We start from the raw sequence: 15,472 nt of genomic DNA on the forward strand, positions 1-15,472 counted from the left end.
GCGACAGATTAAGAGCAAAGGAGCAAGTGAGATGATCAAGAAACTGCTGATGACGCTGGCCGCAACGACGATGGTGGCAAGCCCCATGGTCGCCGCGCAGGCGCAGGCCGCGCCGCATCGCGAAATGACCCGCGTCGTCCATCAAGGCCCCCATGGCCGCACCGTGGTCAAGCATAAGGTGGTCAAGCACAAGACGGTAGTACGTAAGAACGACTATCGACGCTGGGGCAAGGGTCAGCGCTTCGACCGCCGCTATGCCCGCGATTATCGCGTGATCAACAATTATCGCGACTACCGCCTGAACGCCCCGCCGCGCGGTTATCACTGGGTCCGTTCCGGCAATGATGCGGTACTGGTCGCGATCACCAGCGGCATCATCGGCGCGGTGATCGGCAGCGCGATCCGTTAAGGCTTCGCTCCACCGAACGGCCAGTAAGCGCCCCGGGGACCTCTCTCCCTCCGGGGCGCTTCATGATCCATATCAAACATAATGTTTAAACCGTTGAGGGTTAGAAACCTGGCAAGGGGCTCGATATTTTCCGGGAAGCAACATGTCCTTGTATCAGATCATGTATATCAGCAGCGCGACAGGTGCCGTCTCACCCAGCCAGTGCGCGACGATCGCGCAGGCTGCTTCGCGCAGGAACAGTGGCGAAGACGTGACCGGATTGCTGCTCTACAATGGCAAGCGCTTTCTCCAGGTGCTCGAAGGGCCAAAGGACAATGTCGAGCGGATCTATAACCGGATCGGCCTCGATGACCGCCACCGGGGGCTCGTGATGCTGCGCAAGCAGGAGATCGATGCCCGTGAGTTCGGTGAATGGGGCATGGCCTATGACGACCCCTTCCGTCCTTCCGAGCCTTTGAAGCACAAGGTCGCCGCGTTGCTCGACCGGGCGGGAGCTTCCACGCGGGCGCATTTCATCGGCACGGCCGAGATGCACCGCAACTGAGAAGTCTTCCTTGCCAACCCGGCGCATTTCCGCCATAGGCGCCGCTTCGCGTGGGCCGGGGTGACTCGGATCCTGTGCGAAAAATGCTTGAGACGACAGCCGGAGGGGCGTTCCACATGGGGTGGGCGTCAGCGATCGGCCAACAGATGAGGCAATACCCATGGCTCTTTACGAGCATGTGTTCCTTGCGCGCCAGGATCTGGCACAGGCGCAGGTGGACGCACTGGCGGAAACCGCCACCAAGATCGTCGAGGATAATGCTGGCAAGGTAACCAAGGTGGAAACCTGGGGCCTGCGCAGCCTCGCCTACAAGATCGCCAAGAACCGCAAGGCTCACTATGTGATGCTGAACATCGACGCCCCCGCTGGTGTCGTCGCGGAACTGGAGCGCCAGACGCAGATCAACGAAGACATCATCCGCTACATGACCGTCAAGGTCGATGAGCTGGAAGCTGGCCCGTCGGTCATGATGCGCAAGCAGGAGCGTTCCGAACGTGGTGATCGCGGCCCGCGCGGCGATCGTGGCGATCGTGGCCCTCGCGAAGATCGTGGCCCGCGCCGCGACCGCGAAGAAGCCCCGGCTGGCGAATAAGGAGATCTGAACAATGGCACGCCCGTTTTTCCGCCGCCGCAAGAGCTGCCCCTTCGCCGCCAAGGATGCGCCGAAGATCGATTATAAGGACGTACGTCTGCTGCAGGGCTTCGTGTCCGAGCGCGGCAAGATCGTCCCCAGCCGCATCACTGCAGTGTCCGCCAAGAAGCAGCGTGAGCTGGCCCAGGCCATCAAGCGCGCCCGTCACCTGGGCCTGCTGCCCTACATCGTGAAGTGAGGGAGTAAGACTCATGGAAATCATTCTCCTCGAACGGATCGAGAAGCTGGGCGCCATCGGTGACGTCGTCACCGTGAAGGACGGTTACGCTCGTAACTTCCTGCTGCCCAACAAGAAGGCGCTGCGCTCCAACAACGCCAACAAGAAGGTCTTCGAAGCTAACCGCGCGAAGATCGAGGCCGACAACGCCGCCCGCCGTGGCGACGCTGAAAAGGCTGCCGAGGGCGTCAACGGCAAGCAGATCGTCCTGATCCGCCAGTCGTCGAACGCCGGCCACCTCTACGGTTCGGTCGCCGTCCGCGACGTCGTCGAAGCACTGCAGGCTGACGGTGTCACCAACGTCACCAAGGCGATGGTCGTGCTGGAACGCCCGATCAAGACGCTCGGCGTGTTCGACGTCAAGGTTGCGCTGCACCCCGAAGTCGCCGTCACCATTCAGGTGAACGTCGCTCGCTCGCCGGAAGAAGCTGATCTGCAGGCGCAGGGCGTCGACGTGATGGCCGACCTGTTCGAAAAGGACGAGGCTGGCTTCACCGAAGATTATGATCCGAACGCGGAACCCGGCGAAATCGCCGTGGAAGCGGAAGAGGCTCCGGCTGAAGAAGCCTGAGTTTCCACAACGGACCAAAAAGAAAGCCGCCCCTCATCGGGCGGCTTTTTTGTTGATTGGTTAGCGGATTGCTGGATGTTGCGATCCTGCCGGAGCTTGGTGTTTATTTTACGTAAAGCGCCGTTCGGATTGAGCTTGTCGAAGCCGTTTTCTGCCCAACTGGCAGAGCCAGTCGACAAGCCCTAGCGAACGGACGGGTCGGAGTAAAATTCGGCTCAGGCGCCCGCCCGATAGCGCTTCAATAATCGATGCGGATCTGCACCTGCGAGACATCGACGCCTGCGTGTCTCGCGACTTCCCGCTTCGCTGAGTCGATGACATCATGAAGCTGCTGACCCAGACTGGCATTGCTCGCCACTGCGGGACCACGGGACGGCGCGACCGCCTCGCCAACAAGCAACTGCTGCTCGGTCAGGCCGAATGCCTGGGCGAGGGCGATCAGGCTCCTTCGCCGGGGCATGGTCTTGCCCACCTCCCACGCCCACAGCGAGGGCTTGCTGAAACCCGTCAACTTGGACAATGCTTCCCGGCTGAGGCCGCGTTCGCGGCGCAACCGGCGCAGACGCGCAGGAAACATTTCAGGGCTTTGCCCATCGGCGGCATGGTCGATCGGCCTGCCATTGCTGCGCACCGTGCTGCGAAGCCGGGTCGCGCTGACAGCGGCTTGGGGGAGCGCCTCATCGAAACGGCATCCAAATAACGGTTCATCCTGCCACACGACGCGGGCGGAGACGGAACCCGCTTCGGGCAGGGACAAAAGCACGCCTTGGCCAAGCTGCAGTTTTGAGCTGGTTTCAATCAGCATCCCCGCCGTGGAGATATCGTGAACCACGACGTCGGCCGATCCCTCGCCCAGTGCTTCGGCCACCTCAAGGCGAATGGGCCAACGAATATCGGCGCGCTTGTCGCCGGGCTCGGGGGATTGCTCCATGATCGGATCGATAGCCATGCTATGATACTCGCATTTAACGGGTTTACAGTAAGTTAATGCCTGAAGCGGGTTGGACCGATCCGAGCCATTCTTCCCCCGCCCCATTCTGTTCAGCCGTCATCCCCGACCCGGATGAAAATAACAGCCCCCTTTCCTCTTTACCCTATCCTGCTCTATGGCGAAGGCCATATTTCCGAAGGGGACCGACAACTTGATCCTAGACCTTGCCGCCGCGGCTTCGGGCGCCATTCGTTTCGATCAGCTGGGGCTAAGCCCGGTCGCGCTCGACCTCGGCTTCTTCACGCTCAAATGGTACAGCCTCGCCTATCTGGCGGGCATATTGATCGGCTACTGGTATCTGCTGAAACTCATCGCCCAGCCGGGTTCTCCCATGGCGCGGCGGCATGCCGATGACATGATCTTCTATGCTACGCTCGGCATCATCATCGGCGGGCGGCTGGCCTATGTCTTCTTCTATCAGCCCGAAATCCTGCGCAATCCGCTCGACATCTTCAAACTGTGGAACGGCGGCATGTCCTTCCATGGCGGGGCGGCTGGCGTGTCGCTGGGCATCCTCTACATGGCGCGGAAGGAAAAGCTGTCATGGCTGCGCATCCATGATTTCGTCGCTTGCTGCGTACCCTTTGGGCTGTTTTTCGGCCGCCTCGCCAACTTCGTGAATGGCGAGCTGTGGGGCAAGGAAACGGACGTGCCTTGGGCTATCATCTTCCCGACCGGCGGCCCCTTCCCCCGCCATCCGAGCCAGCTTTACGAAGCCTTTTTCGAAGGTATCGTGCTGTTCCTCATCCTCGCCTTCGCCTTCTGGAAGACGCGCGCCCGCTACAAGCCAGGAATGCTCGTGGGGATTTTCCTGCTCGGCTACGGCATATTCCGTTTCGGCGTGGAATATTTCCGCGAAGCCGATGCGCAATTGATGGAATTTGCGGCGCGAACCGGCCTTCACATGGGCCAGTGGCTGTGCGTGCCGATGATCCTCGGCGGACTGTACCTGATCGCGACCGCGAAGGGCCGCCGCGTTCGCGTGGAGCCGATCGCGGGGAGCGCGAGTGTCAGCTGAAACGCTGACCCTCGCCCAGCGGCTGGCGCGGCAGATTGACGCCGGGGGGCCGATCTCGGTCGCGCATTATATGGCCGAGGCGAACCAGCATTATTACGGCACGCGCGATCCTCTGGGCGCGGCAGGCGATTTCACCACCGCGCCGGAGATCAGCCAGATGTTCGGCGAACTGGTCGGCCTGTGCCTGGCAGACCTGTGGATGCGATCGGGTAGCCGTCCGAACGCGCTTTATGTTGAGCTTGGTCCGGGGCGCGGCACCCTCGCGTCCGATGCGCTGCGCGCCATGGGCAGCGCGGGGTTAACGCTCCAACCCCATTTCGTGGAAACCAGCCAGACCCTGCGCGAGCGGCAACGCGCGCTCGTCCCGAACGTCTTTCATCATGACAGCGTCGCCGCCTTGCCGGACAATGCGCCGCTGCTGGTCGTCGCGAACGAGTTTTTCGACGCCCTGCCCGTCCGCCAGATCATCCGTTCGGGTGACGAATGGCGCGAGCGTGTCGTCATTTGCCCTGATGAGACCGACTCAAACCGTTTCGAAGCCGTGCCGGGCTATCGGCGGGTCGAATCGGGCATTCCCGCCATCGCGGCGGACGCTCCCGATGGAGCGATCATCGAAATACCGCTGGCTGGGACCGCCATAGCGCTGGAACTGGCGCAGCGGATCGCGCGGCAGGGTGGCGCAGCGATCATCATCGACTATGGCTATGAAGGTCCAGCGATCGGCGACACGTTGCAGGCCGTGCGCGGGCACCAGTTTGCTGATCCTTTCCTGGAACCGGGCGAAAGCGATCTTACGACCCATGTCGATTTCACCATGATCGGCAATATGGCGCGGCAGGCGGGCCTGCGAGTGCTGGGGCCGGTGAACCAGGGTGAGTTGCTGCGAAAGCTAGGCATTGATGCGCGGGCGGATCAGCTCGCACGCACATCCCCCGCGCGGGCGGCGGAGGTGGAAGCTGCGCGGCTGCGGCTGACTGCTGACCACGCCATGGGCACATTATTCAAGGCGATGGCCTGGGTGCATCCGGATTGGGCGGAACCGGCGGGATTTGAGAGGTAGACCAGTCTCTCGCCGTCGCTCGAAACGAACGGAGGCTGGAAAACTATGCTTCTTCAATCTTCCTGATGATAACGGCTCAACCGGCGAATGAAGCCGATAAGGCCGGTCTGGCGGCTGCGCTTCATGCGCTCTGCATGAAGGATCGTCTGAACCCGCCTGAAGCAATCCTCCGCATCGACATTGCACAGAACATAATCATATCCGTCCCAATGCGCGATTTCATTGGCGGCGCGGGACATGCGGCCTTCGATCACTTCCTCGCTGTCGGTCGCACGGCCGCGCAGGCGGCGTTCCAGCTCTTCCATCGAGGGAGGCAGGATGAACACGCGCACGACATCGCCCCCGGCGATCTGGTGCAGCTGCTGAGCGCCCTGCCAGTCGATGTCGAAAAGTACGTCGCGGCCGCTCTTCAACATGGCCTCGACAGGCGCGCGCGGCGTGCCGTAGCGCTGGCCAAAGACGTGCGCCCATTCGAGAAATTCATGCTCCGCCGTCATCCGGCGAAATTCCTCCAGATCGACGAAATGATAGTCCTTGCCCTCCACTTCGCCCGGCCGCATCGGCCGCGTGGTGGCGGAAACGGACATGGCAAGGTCCGACTCAGCAGCCAGGAGCTTGCGCGCGATGGTGGATTTGCCCGCGCCGGAAGGCGAGGAAAGAACGAAGAGCACGCCACGCCGCTTGAAATCGGGCGCCTCAATAGGGATGCTGTCGGCCATGGCCGCTAGTGACGCCGTGGAACGCGTTTGGCAAGAGGCCGTGAAGGGGGACGATCGTTGAGACGCAAGGCACTACGCAACCGCCGGGGATTCGTTGCCGCCGGGATCATCGTACTGCTGACCTGCGCGCTGCTGTTCCTGATGGCGCGACCGCCAATCTGCACTTGCGGCCATGTCGAGCTGTGGCATGGCGCACTGGACAGCGGCAACAGCCAGCATATCGCCGATTGGTACAGCCTCAGCCATGGGATCCACGGCTTCCTCTTCTACGCAGGGGCGTGGACGTTGATGCGGCGGCAACCGATTGGCCCACGCTTTGCGCTGGCGGTGCTGGTCGAATCCGTGTGGGAGATATTGGAGAACTCGCCGATCATTATCGACCGCTACCGCGCGGCGACGATCGCCTTGGGCTATAGTGGCGACAGCATCCTGAATTCGATGAGCGATATCGGCATGATGGCGCTCGGCTTCCTCTTCGCGGCCCGAGCGCCAGTCGCGGTGACGATATGCGCTGGCATCGCACTGGAAATCATCGCGCTAGTGGCGATCCGCGACAATCTGACGCTCAACGTGCTAATGCTTGCCTGGCCGATTGAAGCGGTAAAAAGCTGGCAGTCGGCCCTTTAGGCCTTTTTCGTGCGGGCTTCGGTGATCGGCACCGGTTCGTTGCTAAGATCAGGCAGCGCCTTCACCGCACGTTTGCGATCGACTTCGCGTTTTGTCTCATAGGCTTTGCCAGCAAGATAAGCGCCGGTGACGAACAGCGCGCCCATCGGATAGCGCATGATCAACCGCTTGGCGCCCATGCCCGCGATAAGTCCGACCACGCCCTTCTTTCCGGTAGCCGCAGCAACGCGGGCCGCGACGACGGCCGCGCCCAGGCGCGCCGTCTTTCGCAGCAGCCCTGCCTTGCGCGGCGGACGGACGGTGACAAGCGGCTGTTTGGACGTGATCTTCTTCATATGGCGATCAATGTATCGCAGGACGGGCGGTTCCGCCAGTTCACACCATATTTTCCGGTCGGACCAGCCGATCAAAACTTTCCTCATCGATCAGGCCAAGGGCGAGGCCCGCCTCTTTGAGCGTCAGCCCTTCTGTATGGGCACGTTTCGCGATCTTCGCGGCGTTGTCATAACCGATTTCGGGCGCGAGGGCCGTCACCAGCATCAGCGACCTGTCGACCAGTTCCGCAATGCGTTTTTCATTCGCCTCCAGCCCCTCGACGCAGCGTTCGGCAAAGCTGTCCATGCCGACGCTCAGCAGATGGATGGAACGCAGGACGGCCGCGCCGATCATCGGTTTGAAGACATTCAATTCCAGATGTCCCTGAAGGCCGCCGACCGTCACGGCCTGATGGTTGCCGATCACCTGTGCGGCCACCATGGTCAGCATCTCGCACTGGGTCGGATTGACCTTGCCCGGCATGATCGAACTGCCCGGTTCATTGGCGGGAAGGTCCAGTTCGCCGAGCCCGGAACGCGGCCCGCTGCCAAGCAGGCGGATGTCGTTGGCGATCTTGGTGAGCGCAACAGCCAGCGTGGCGAGGGTTGAGGAGAGATGGACCAGCGGGTCGTTGGAGGCGAGCGCTTCGAACTTGTTGTCGGCCGTGCGGAACGGCAGGCCGGTGATCGCCGCAATCTCCCTTGCCATGGCGACGTCAAAGCCCTTGGGCGCGTTCAACCCCGTGCCCACGGCGGTTCCCCCTTGGGCGAGGGCCATCATCCCGTGCGCCACGGCAGGCTCGATCCGATTACGACAGCGGTATAGCTGATGCGCGTAGCCCGAAAATTCCTGCCCCAGCGTCAGCGGCGTCGCGTCCTGAAGGTGGGTGCGGCCGATCTTCACGATGCCACCCCATGCCTCCGCTTTATCGTCCAGAGCCTTATGGAGCCGGTCGAGCGCGGGAAAGAGCTGCTCCGTCGCGGCGCGGGCGGCGGCGATGTGAAGCGCGGTCGGAAAGCTGTCGTTGGACGACTGCCCCATATTTACATGATCGTTCGGATGAACGGGTGACTTGCCACCCCGCTTGCCAGTCAGCGCTTCATTGGCGATGCCCGCGATCACCTCATTGACGTTCATGTTGGATTGGGTGCCGCTGCCGGTCTGCCAGATGACAAGCGGAAATTGGTCGTCATGATCGCCCGCGATCACTCGGGCGGCGGCCACCTCTATCGCCTCGGCCAGTTCCGGCGCCAATCCCCCCGTGCGATTGACCCGCGCCGCAGCCTGTTTGACGATGGCGAGCGCGTGGACGATCCCGATCGGCATGCGCTCCATCGCTCCGAAGGGAAAATTTTCGATGCTGCGCTGGGTCTGCGCGCCCCAATAGGCGCTTGCGGGCACCTCTATGGCGCCGATGCTGTCGGTTTCCGTGCGGCTTTCCATGCAAAGGCTCCCGGAGCGTAAAGTCAGGTAGCCAATCTGGGAGGTAAGGCGGCTATCCGCCAGCCCTTATTTCTTCTTGCCGAAATCCACAGTCACGACGTTGGAGCCGTCTTCGGTCGTGACCAGCGGCGCGTCATTCTCCGCTTCCTCATGCGGCTCGGGCAGTCCGTCCGACTGCACCTGGAATTGGAGCGCGAAATTCACCGCGGGGTCCACGAAAGCCGTGATGGCGGCAAAGGGTATTACAAGATGCGACGCAACCTGATTGAATGTCAGGCTGACCTCGAACCCATCGCTGCTGACTTTCAGATCCCAGAATTTATTCTGAAGGACGATCGTCATCTCGTCCGGGAACCGTTCCACCAATTGCTTGGGGATCGCGACTCCGGGAGCCTGCGTCTTGAAGGTGATGTAGAAATGATGCGAACCCGGCAGACCGCCAGAATGCTCGACTTCGCCCAGCACGCGGCCGACCACGGCACGCAGCGCCTCCTGCACGATTTCGTCGTAGGGAATCAGGCTGTCAGGCAAGTCGTCGCTCATCCCCCATTGTCCTAACGGCGCGGCGCGGCTGGTCAAGTGCGCCCCGCACATGCAACGCCACATTGCATGCCACCCCCACTTCGGTATAGGGCGCAGCCATGCGCACGGCCGAAATTCACCGCAACACTGCGGAAACGCAGATCGACGTGACCGTCAATCTCGACGGAACGGGCATCTATACCGTCTCCACCGGCATAGGCTTTCTCGATCACATGATCGAGCAGCTGTCGCGGCACTCGCTGATCGACATGACGGTCAGCACGGTCGGCGACCTGCATGTCGACCAGCACCACACGACCGAGGATACGGCAATCGCCATCGGCGAGGCTGTGGCAAAGGCCTTGGGCGACAAGCGCGGCATCACCCGTTATGGCAGCGTCTATTCGCCGATGGACGAGACGCTGAGTCGCGTGTCGCTCGACATTTCCGGCCGTCCCTGGCTGGTATTCAAGGCGGACTTCACCGTTCAGCGCCTCGGCGAATGGGACACCGAAATGATCGAACACTGGTTCCACAGCTTCGCGCAGGCTGCCGGGATCACGCTGCACGTCGAAAATCTCTATGGCAGCAACAATCACCACATCGTCGAAAGCTGCTTCAAGGGGCTCGCCCGCGCGCTGCGGCAGGCGGTGGAGATCGACCCGCGCAAGGCGGACGCCATCCCGTCCACCAAGGGGATGTTGTGACTGCGCTAGCCCTCATCGACTACGGCGCAGGCAACCTCCATTCGGTCCATAATGCCCTGCGAAAGGCGGGGGCGGAGGATGCCGTCATCACCGCCGATCCTGAAGTGGTGGCGAAGGCTGACCGCATCGTCCTGCCGGGCGTAGGCGCGTTCCGCGCGTGCATGGATGCGCTGTCCGCCATTCCCGGCATGATCGGCGCGATGAACGAGGCAGTGGGCCAGCGCGGCACGCCCTTCCTTGGCGTGTGCGTCGGCATGCAACTGCTCGCTGATGCAGGCGAAGAGTTCGGGCGGCATGAAGGACTGGGCTGGGTTCCCGGCACGGTTCGGCGGATCGAGCCGACCGATCCCGCGATCAAGGTGCCGCACATGGGTTGGAACAAGGTCGTGCTGAACGGCGCGCCGCCCCTGCTGCAGCCGGGCGAAGGCTATTTCCTGCACAGCTATCATTTCGAAGCTGCCGACCCCGCCCATGTCGCCGCCATCACCGATCATGGCGGCCCGCTGGTCGCTGCCGTGGCGCGCGACACGATCATCGGTTGCCAGTTCCATCCGGAAAAGAGCCAGACCTATGGCCTTTCCTTCCTCTCCCGTTTCCTGAAGTGGCGTCCGTGACCGCACTTCGCCGCCCGTTCGGATATTGATATGAGCCTGATCGTCTTTCCCGCAATCGACCTCAAAGGCGGACAGGTCGTCCGTCTGGCCGAGGGCGACATGAACCGCGCCACCGTCTATGGCGACGACCCCGCCGCACAGGCGCTGATCTTCGCGGAGGCGGGGGCCGAGCATCTGCATGTCGTGGACCTCGATGGCAGCTTTGCGGGCCATGCGGTCAATGCCGAAGCAGTGGAGCGCATCGTCGAAGCTTTCCCCGGCCATGTCCAGCTAGGCGGCGGCATCCGCAATCGCGAGGCTGTGGAGCGCTGGTTCGACCTTGGCGTATCACGCATCGTTATCGGCACGGCCGCATTAAAGGACCCAGCTTTCGTGAAAGCGGCAGCGCGCGACTTTCCGGGTGGGATCGTGGTTGCCGTCGATGCACGGGACGGTTTCGTCGCGACGGACGGCTGGGCCGAAAAGTCCGACATGCCCGTCGCGGACCTCGCCCGCCGGTTCGAGGATGCGGGCGTCGCCAGCCTCCTCTTCACGGACGTGGGCCGCGACGGCTTGCTCAAGGGCTGCAATATCGACGCGACCGTCGAGTTGGCGCGTGGTACGGACATTCCCGTCATCGCCAGCGGCGGCGTGGCGGGGATCGCGGACATTCGCGTACTGAGCCTGCATGCAGACGAAGGCATCGAAGGCGTCATCACCGGGCGCGCGCTTTATGATGGGCGGCTGGACCTGAAGGCGGCGCTGGCGATCGCGAAGGCTGCGGCGTGACGAACCGGTTCCTCCCCGGCGTTCGCTCCGAGCGCAGTCGAGAAGCTCTAACTCAGCAGTTCTCGACTACGCTCGAACCGAACGGATGTTGGGAAATCGAAGCATGACCGTCTGCACCCGCGTCATCCCTTGCCTCGACGTCGCCAATGGCCGCGTGGTGAAGGGCGTGAACTTTGTCGACCTGCGCGACGCTGGCGATCCAGTCGAGCAGGCGCGGGTCTATGACGCGGCTGGCGCGGACGAGCTGTGCTTCCTGGACATCACCGCCACCCATGAGGCGCGCGGCACCATATTGGACGTGGTGCGCCGCACCGCCGAAGTCTGCTTCATGCCCGTCACCGTCGGCGGCGGCGTGCGCAGCCCGGAAGATGCGCGAGCCCTGCTGCTCGCGGGCGCAGACAAGGTGGCCGTCAACAGCGCCGCAGTAGCGCGCCCCGAAGTCGTGGCCGACATCGCCGACCGCTTCGGCAGCCAGTGCATCGTCGGATCGGTCGATGCCCGGCGCGTCGGCGACAACCGCTGGGAAATTTTCACCCATGGCGGCCGCAAGCCGACCGGCATCGACGCGGTCGAACATGCGGTAAGGCTGGCGCAACTCGGTGCGGGCGAACTGCTCGTCACTTCCATGGACGGGGACGGCACGAAACAAGGCTATGACCTCGCCCTCACCCGCACCATCGCCGACGCGGTTTCCGTTCCCGTTATCGCCAGCGGCGGTGTCGGCACGCTCCAGCATCTGGTCGAAGGCGTGATCGAAGGTCATGCCAGCGCAGTGCTCGCCGCCTCCATCTTCCACTTTGGCCAGCACACGGTAGCCGAAGCGCACCAGGCGCTTGCCGCTGCGGGCGTGCCCGTCCGTTCGCGATGAACAACTTTTCATTGACGCATTTGGCGGTGAAGGCTTGATGGACAGCATGCGCTCGACACTCTTCGATCTTGAAAAGACCATCCGGCAACGGCGTGCCGCTGACCCGTCCCAATCCTATGTGGCCAAGCTGACCGCACGAGGCCGGGGCAAGATCGCGCAGAAGGTCGGCGAAGAAGCCGTGGAGACGGTGATCGCCGCCATGGCATCCGATCGCGAAGGCGTGATCGGCGAAAGCGCGGATTTGCTGTTCCACCTGATGGTTCTCCTGGCGGACCTCGACATTCCGCTGGACGCTGTGCTCGATGAACTGGACCGCCGGGAAGGCGTATCCGGGATCGCGGAGAAGGCTGCGCGCCCGCGAGATTGATACACAGCCGGAAAGAAATCCGCCCATCGGCGTTTCCTGATCTGCCTCAAGGCAAACAGGGAGAACGACGGCATGGTAAGAACGATCGCGGGCGGCATATTGGGCGGCTTCGCTCTTTTCGTGATCCGCTTCCTCTTCTGGCAGACGCCGCTCAGCGCTCTTGCCTTTCACCGCACGGGTGAAGCGCCCGGCGCGAACCTTCAGGCGGCACTGGCGCAGTCTCTGACGCAGACCGGAACCGGCGTCTATATCGTCCCCGATCCGGCGACCGCGCAGGGCACCGTCCTATATGGCAAGGGACCAATCGCGACGATCTTCTACAACAATAGCGGCTTTCCGGTGACGGATAGTGCCGCGCTGATCGGCGGGCTCATCCTCGCCCTGATCACCGGGGTACTCATCGCCCTGGCGCTGAGATTCGCGGCGGCGGACTTCGGCAACCGGGCGCGCATTGCCCTGCTTTCCGCGCTCGCGGCCGTTCTGTGGCTGGACATAGGCCAAGCCGTCTTCAACCACGCGCATTGGGGATATAGTCTCTACCTCGCATTCAGCGACTTCATCGCGCTGGCTGCCGCAGGACTTATCGCGGCTCGACTGATCGTGACGGCTCCTGCCGCATCGGTTAACGCTACGACGATGCACTAAGCCTCGTGCCCGCCTCCTCCGCCAACCGGATCATGCAGGCGGCGTGACGCTCTGCCACCACCATCCTGTCCTCGCCATAACCCCCACCCATGGTGCTGGCGAGCGGGATGCCCCGGTTACGCGCTTCCTGCATGACGGTGCGGTCCCGCGCTTCCAGCCCCGCATCGCTCAGCGCCAATCGCCCCAGCCTGTCGTCAGCATGCGGATCGACACCGGCCTGATAAAGAATCAGGTCAGGGCCAAAACTATCCAGCGTCTGGGGCAGCACTTCCATCAACGCCGCGAGATAATCGGCGTCGCCCACGCCATCGGGAAGCGCCACGTCCAGCGACGACCGCATCTTGCGCACCGGAAAATTCTTCTCCGCATGAACGGACAGCGTGAAAACATCGTCCCGCCCCTCCATCAACTGCGCGGTGCCATCGCCCTGATGCACGTCGAGGTCGAGAATCAACACCCGCCGCGCATCCCCTTCCCCGATCAGGCGATTCGCCGCGATGGCCAGGTCATTGAACACGCAATAGCCCGCGCCGCTCTCGTAAAGCGCATGATGGCTGCCCCCGGCCGCGTTGGCGGCATAGCCGTGAACCATCGCCAGCTTTGCCGCAGCCCAGGTTCCGCCGGGAGACAGCATCGACCGCAGCATCACCCGATCATTCACCGCAAAACCGATCCGCCGTTCCTTTTCGGGCGGCACATTCAGACTGGCAACCTCCTCGACATAGGCCTCGTCATGGACGGCTTCTATCCAGTGGCGGGGCATGATCGCGGGTTCATGGACGGTAAAGGCGGCGCCACTTACCCTAAGTGCTTCCATAACCAGCCCATATTTATCAAAACGAAAGCGGCTGCCGCCTGTGGCAGGGGAAACATAGGCAGGATGGTGAACGACATGGAGCATCATCTTTTTTCCGCGATCATAAGTTTGAACGATGAGGGCTTTGCGCTATCTGGTCCAGCATGAACCGTCCCAATTTGATCCGTCTCAGCCTCAGCTCCCTCATGGGCCTTGCCGCGACACCTTTGCTCGCGCAGCCGCCTGCGGTTGTGCCGACGCTGCCCGCGCCCACTCCGCCGGTCATCGCGCCGCCCGCTATGGTAACGCCGCCGCCCGTCCCCATCCCGGCCCCATCGGCCGCGCAGCAGGCCTGGCTCAACAATTGGTTGAAGGGCGGCGCTGAACAAGGCCTGATGGCGCGCAACAAGGCGACCGGCGTCCTGAGTGGCGACGCGTTGGTCACCGCCGTTCTCGACAGGGCCAAGGCGCTCAGCACCGGCAGGGTCGATACCGCCGACTTCCTGGACATCTGGGCCTTGCGCCCTGCGGCCGTCGATCCGCGTCCCGGCCTTGCCCGCGCCATTGCCGAAGACCGCCTGCCGCAATGGGCGGCCACTCTGACGCCGCCCTATTCGGGTTATGACGGTCTGCGCCGGGGCCTTGCCAATTATGAGCAAATCCGTGACGCCGGGGGCTGGCCAGTCCTCGGCGCGAAATCCGCGCCCGATGCGGTGCGCATGCGCCTGGCCATTGAGGACAAGAGCGTTCAGCCCGGCGAAAAGCTGTCCGACGCGCTTCAGCGGGCGCAGCGCCGCTATGGGTTGAATCCCACCGGCCTGCTGGACGCCCGCACGCTCAAGGAACTCAATGTTCCGGTGGAGGAGCGCATCGCCGCCATCATGGCGAATATGGAACGCTGGCGCTGGATGCCGCGCCAGCTGCCGGTCAACCGCGTGCAGGTGAACATCGCCGCCGCCGTTCTCACCCTGTTCGAAGGCGATCAGCCCGTCACCTCCATGCGGGCGGTCACCGGGTCGCCAGACAATGCGACGCCAATGCTGACATCCAGCATCCATTCGATCGTCGTCAATCCGCCATGGAACGTCCCCTCCTCCATCGCGAAGAAGGAATTGTGGCCAAAGGGCCGCGCCGCTCTGCTGCGTCAGGGCTACAAGATCGTCGGCACGCCTGAGACCGGGGAGCGGATCGTTCAGCCAGCGGGTCCCGGCAGCGCGCTCGGGCGGTTGAAATTCGACTTCAACAATCCCTTCGCCGTCTATCTGCATGACACGCCTGCCCGCGCGAAATTCTCAAGCTATGACCGGCTCGCCAGCCATGGCTGCATCCGCCTTGAAAAGCCCGTTCCGCTCGCGGAACTGATGCTGCAAAGCGATCCCAACCTTGCAGGCAAGGTGCAGTCGCTGATCGACACCGGAAAAACGCAGCGCGTCCAGCTACCCAAGGAAGTGGCGGTCTACCTGCTCTACTGGACCGCCTTCGCCAGCAGCAACGGCACCATGAATTTCCGGTCTGACCCCTATGGCTGGGACAAGCTGCTCGCCCAGAAGATCGAGGCATCCAGCCGTCGGCTCGATCCCACTGCCGCCCCGACGCCCACCATCGCATCGAAGGACTAA

21 protein-coding genes are annotated in these 15,472 nt (G+C 62.8%); 15 read left to right on the plus strand and 6 right to left on the minus strand.

The genetic code is table 11. The features are described 5' to 3' along the window. Positions 1–31 precede the first annotated feature (31 nt). The 5 genes from ACZ5TH_RS06180 to rplI all read left to right on the plus strand — a co-directional run bounded on the left by ACZ5TH_RS06180 (position 32) and on the right by rplI (position 2,393). Positions 32–409: an RcnB family protein gene (locus ACZ5TH_RS06180; RefSeq protein WP_464794985.1), complete on the plus strand. Its 378-nt coding sequence runs from the start codon at positions 32–34 to the stop codon at positions 407–409. A 142-nt stretch (positions 410–551) separates the two neighbouring features. Beyond that, complete coding sequence (locus tag ACZ5TH_RS06185; protein WP_449473158.1) at positions 552–953, plus strand: BLUF domain-containing protein; 402 nt, start codon at positions 552–554, stop codon at positions 951–953. Between the two features lie 160 nt (positions 954–1,113). Then, positions 1,114–1,545 carry a 30S ribosomal protein S6 gene (rpsF, locus tag ACZ5TH_RS06190; protein ID WP_449473159.1) on the plus strand — a complete coding sequence of 144 codons (432 nt, stop codon included), beginning with the start codon at positions 1,114–1,116 and terminating at the stop codon, positions 1,543–1,545. A gap of 13 nt (positions 1,546–1,558) precedes the next feature. After that, the gene (gene rpsR / locus ACZ5TH_RS06195) at positions 1,559–1,783 is read left to right on the plus strand and encodes a 30S ribosomal protein S18 (RefSeq protein ID WP_004212076.1); all 225 of its coding nucleotides are present in this window, start codon (positions 1,559–1,561) and stop codon (positions 1,781–1,783) included. Between the two features lie 13 nt (positions 1,784–1,796). Further along, positions 1,797–2,393 (plus strand): 50S ribosomal protein L9, encoded by a 597-nt coding sequence (rplI, locus tag ACZ5TH_RS06200; protein WP_449473163.1) that lies wholly within the window; start codon positions 1,797–1,799, stop codon positions 2,391–2,393. A 238-nt stretch (positions 2,394–2,631) separates the two neighbouring features. Here rplI and ACZ5TH_RS06205 read toward each other — a convergent pair whose 3' ends face one another. After that, the gene (locus tag ACZ5TH_RS06205; protein ID WP_464794986.1) at positions 2,632–3,342 is read right to left on the minus strand and encodes a helix-turn-helix domain-containing protein; all 711 of its coding nucleotides are present in this window, start codon (positions 3,340–3,342) and stop codon (positions 2,632–2,634) included. Between the two features lie 157 nt (positions 3,343–3,499). Between ACZ5TH_RS06205 and lgt the strand changes: the two genes are divergently transcribed. Next, positions 3,500–4,402, plus strand: a complete 903-nt coding sequence (gene lgt / locus ACZ5TH_RS06210; RefSeq protein ID WP_464794987.1) for a prolipoprotein diacylglyceryl transferase — start codon at positions 3,500–3,502, stop codon at positions 4,400–4,402. After that, entirely contained in the window at positions 4,392–5,462 is a 1,071-nt protein-coding gene (locus tag ACZ5TH_RS06215; protein ID WP_464794988.1) for a class I SAM-dependent methyltransferase, read from the plus strand. The genes lgt and ACZ5TH_RS06215 overlap by 11 nt, the downstream gene beginning before the upstream one ends. A 53-nt stretch (positions 5,463–5,515) precedes the next feature. On the opposite strand, the gene gmk is transcribed toward ACZ5TH_RS06215, so the two are convergent. Then, a complete protein-coding gene (gmk, locus tag ACZ5TH_RS06220; protein ID WP_464794989.1) occupies positions 5,516–6,181 on the minus strand; it encodes a guanylate kinase in 666 nt (221 codons plus the stop codon). A 27-nt stretch (positions 6,182–6,208) separates the two neighbouring features. On the opposite strand from gmk, the gene ACZ5TH_RS06225 reads away from it, so the two are divergent. Continuing rightward, on the plus strand, positions 6,209–6,808 hold the full coding sequence (locus ACZ5TH_RS06225; RefSeq protein WP_464794990.1) for a DUF2585 domain-containing protein: 600 nt from the start codon (positions 6,209–6,211) through the stop codon (positions 6,806–6,808). Here the strand turns inward: ACZ5TH_RS06225 and ACZ5TH_RS06230 are convergent. The 3 genes from ACZ5TH_RS06230 to ACZ5TH_RS06240 form a co-directional block, all read right to left on the minus strand. Continuing rightward, positions 6,805–7,143 (minus strand): hypothetical protein, encoded by a 339-nt coding sequence (locus ACZ5TH_RS06230; RefSeq protein ID WP_196225876.1) that lies wholly within the window; start codon positions 7,141–7,143, stop codon positions 6,805–6,807. The genes ACZ5TH_RS06225 and ACZ5TH_RS06230 overlap by 4 nt on opposite strands. A 40-nt stretch (positions 7,144–7,183) precedes the next feature. After that, positions 7,184–8,566, minus strand: coding sequence for a class II fumarate hydratase (gene fumC / locus ACZ5TH_RS06235; RefSeq protein ID WP_464794991.1), 1,383 nt, complete (start codon positions 8,564–8,566; stop codon positions 7,184–7,186). Positions 8,567–8,632: 66 nt separating this feature from the next. Beyond that, entirely contained in the window at positions 8,633–9,109 is a 477-nt protein-coding gene (locus tag ACZ5TH_RS06240; RefSeq protein ID WP_449473174.1) for an SspB family protein, read from the minus strand. 98 nt (positions 9,110–9,207) lie between these two features. On the opposite strand from ACZ5TH_RS06240, the gene hisB reads away from it, so the two are divergent. The 6 genes from hisB to ACZ5TH_RS06270 all read left to right on the plus strand — a co-directional run bounded on the left by hisB (position 9,208) and on the right by ACZ5TH_RS06270 (position 13,057). Beyond that, positions 9,208–9,795 (plus strand): imidazoleglycerol-phosphate dehydratase HisB, encoded by a 588-nt coding sequence (gene hisB, locus ACZ5TH_RS06245; protein WP_464794992.1) that lies wholly within the window; start codon positions 9,208–9,210, stop codon positions 9,793–9,795. Continuing rightward, complete coding sequence (hisH, locus tag ACZ5TH_RS06250; protein ID WP_464794993.1) at positions 9,792–10,409, plus strand: imidazole glycerol phosphate synthase subunit HisH; 618 nt, start codon at positions 9,792–9,794, stop codon at positions 10,407–10,409. Before hisB ends, hisH begins: the two co-directional genes overlap by 4 nt. 30 nt (positions 10,410–10,439) lie before the next feature. Then, on the plus strand, positions 10,440–11,177 hold the full coding sequence (gene hisA / locus ACZ5TH_RS06255; RefSeq protein WP_196225871.1) for a 1-(5-phosphoribosyl)-5-[(5-phosphoribosylamino)methylideneamino]imidazole-4-carboxamide isomerase: 738 nt from the start codon (positions 10,440–10,442) through the stop codon (positions 11,175–11,177). A 103-nt stretch (positions 11,178–11,280) separates the two neighbouring features. Next, the gene (gene hisF / locus ACZ5TH_RS06260) at positions 11,281–12,045 is read left to right on the plus strand and encodes an imidazole glycerol phosphate synthase subunit HisF (protein WP_449473180.1); all 765 of its coding nucleotides are present in this window, start codon (positions 11,281–11,283) and stop codon (positions 12,043–12,045) included. Positions 12,046–12,091: 46 nt separating this feature from the next. Beyond that, positions 12,092–12,412: a phosphoribosyl-ATP diphosphatase gene (locus tag ACZ5TH_RS06265; RefSeq protein WP_464794994.1), complete on the plus strand. Its 321-nt coding sequence runs from the start codon at positions 12,092–12,094 to the stop codon at positions 12,410–12,412. A gap of 72 nt (positions 12,413–12,484) precedes the next feature. Beyond that, complete coding sequence (locus tag ACZ5TH_RS06270; RefSeq protein WP_464772479.1) at positions 12,485–13,057, plus strand: hypothetical protein; 573 nt, start codon at positions 12,485–12,487, stop codon at positions 13,055–13,057. On the opposite strand, the gene ACZ5TH_RS06275 is transcribed toward ACZ5TH_RS06270, so the two are convergent. Then, positions 13,041–13,958 carry a histone deacetylase family protein gene (locus tag ACZ5TH_RS06275; protein ID WP_464795069.1) on the minus strand — a complete coding sequence of 306 codons (918 nt, stop codon included), beginning with the start codon at positions 13,956–13,958 and terminating at the stop codon, positions 13,041–13,043. The two genes, ACZ5TH_RS06270 and ACZ5TH_RS06275, sit on opposite strands and share 17 nt — an antisense overlap. A gap of 59 nt (positions 13,959–14,017) precedes the next feature. Here ACZ5TH_RS06275 and ACZ5TH_RS06280 point away from each other — a divergent pair, with 59 nt between their 5' ends. Beyond that, positions 14,018–15,472, plus strand: a complete 1,455-nt coding sequence (locus ACZ5TH_RS06280) for a L,D-transpeptidase family protein (RefSeq protein WP_464794995.1) — start codon at positions 14,018–14,020, stop codon at positions 15,470–15,472.

The sequence above is a fragment of the Sphingobium sp. TomTYG73 genome (genome assembly GCF_055394245.1).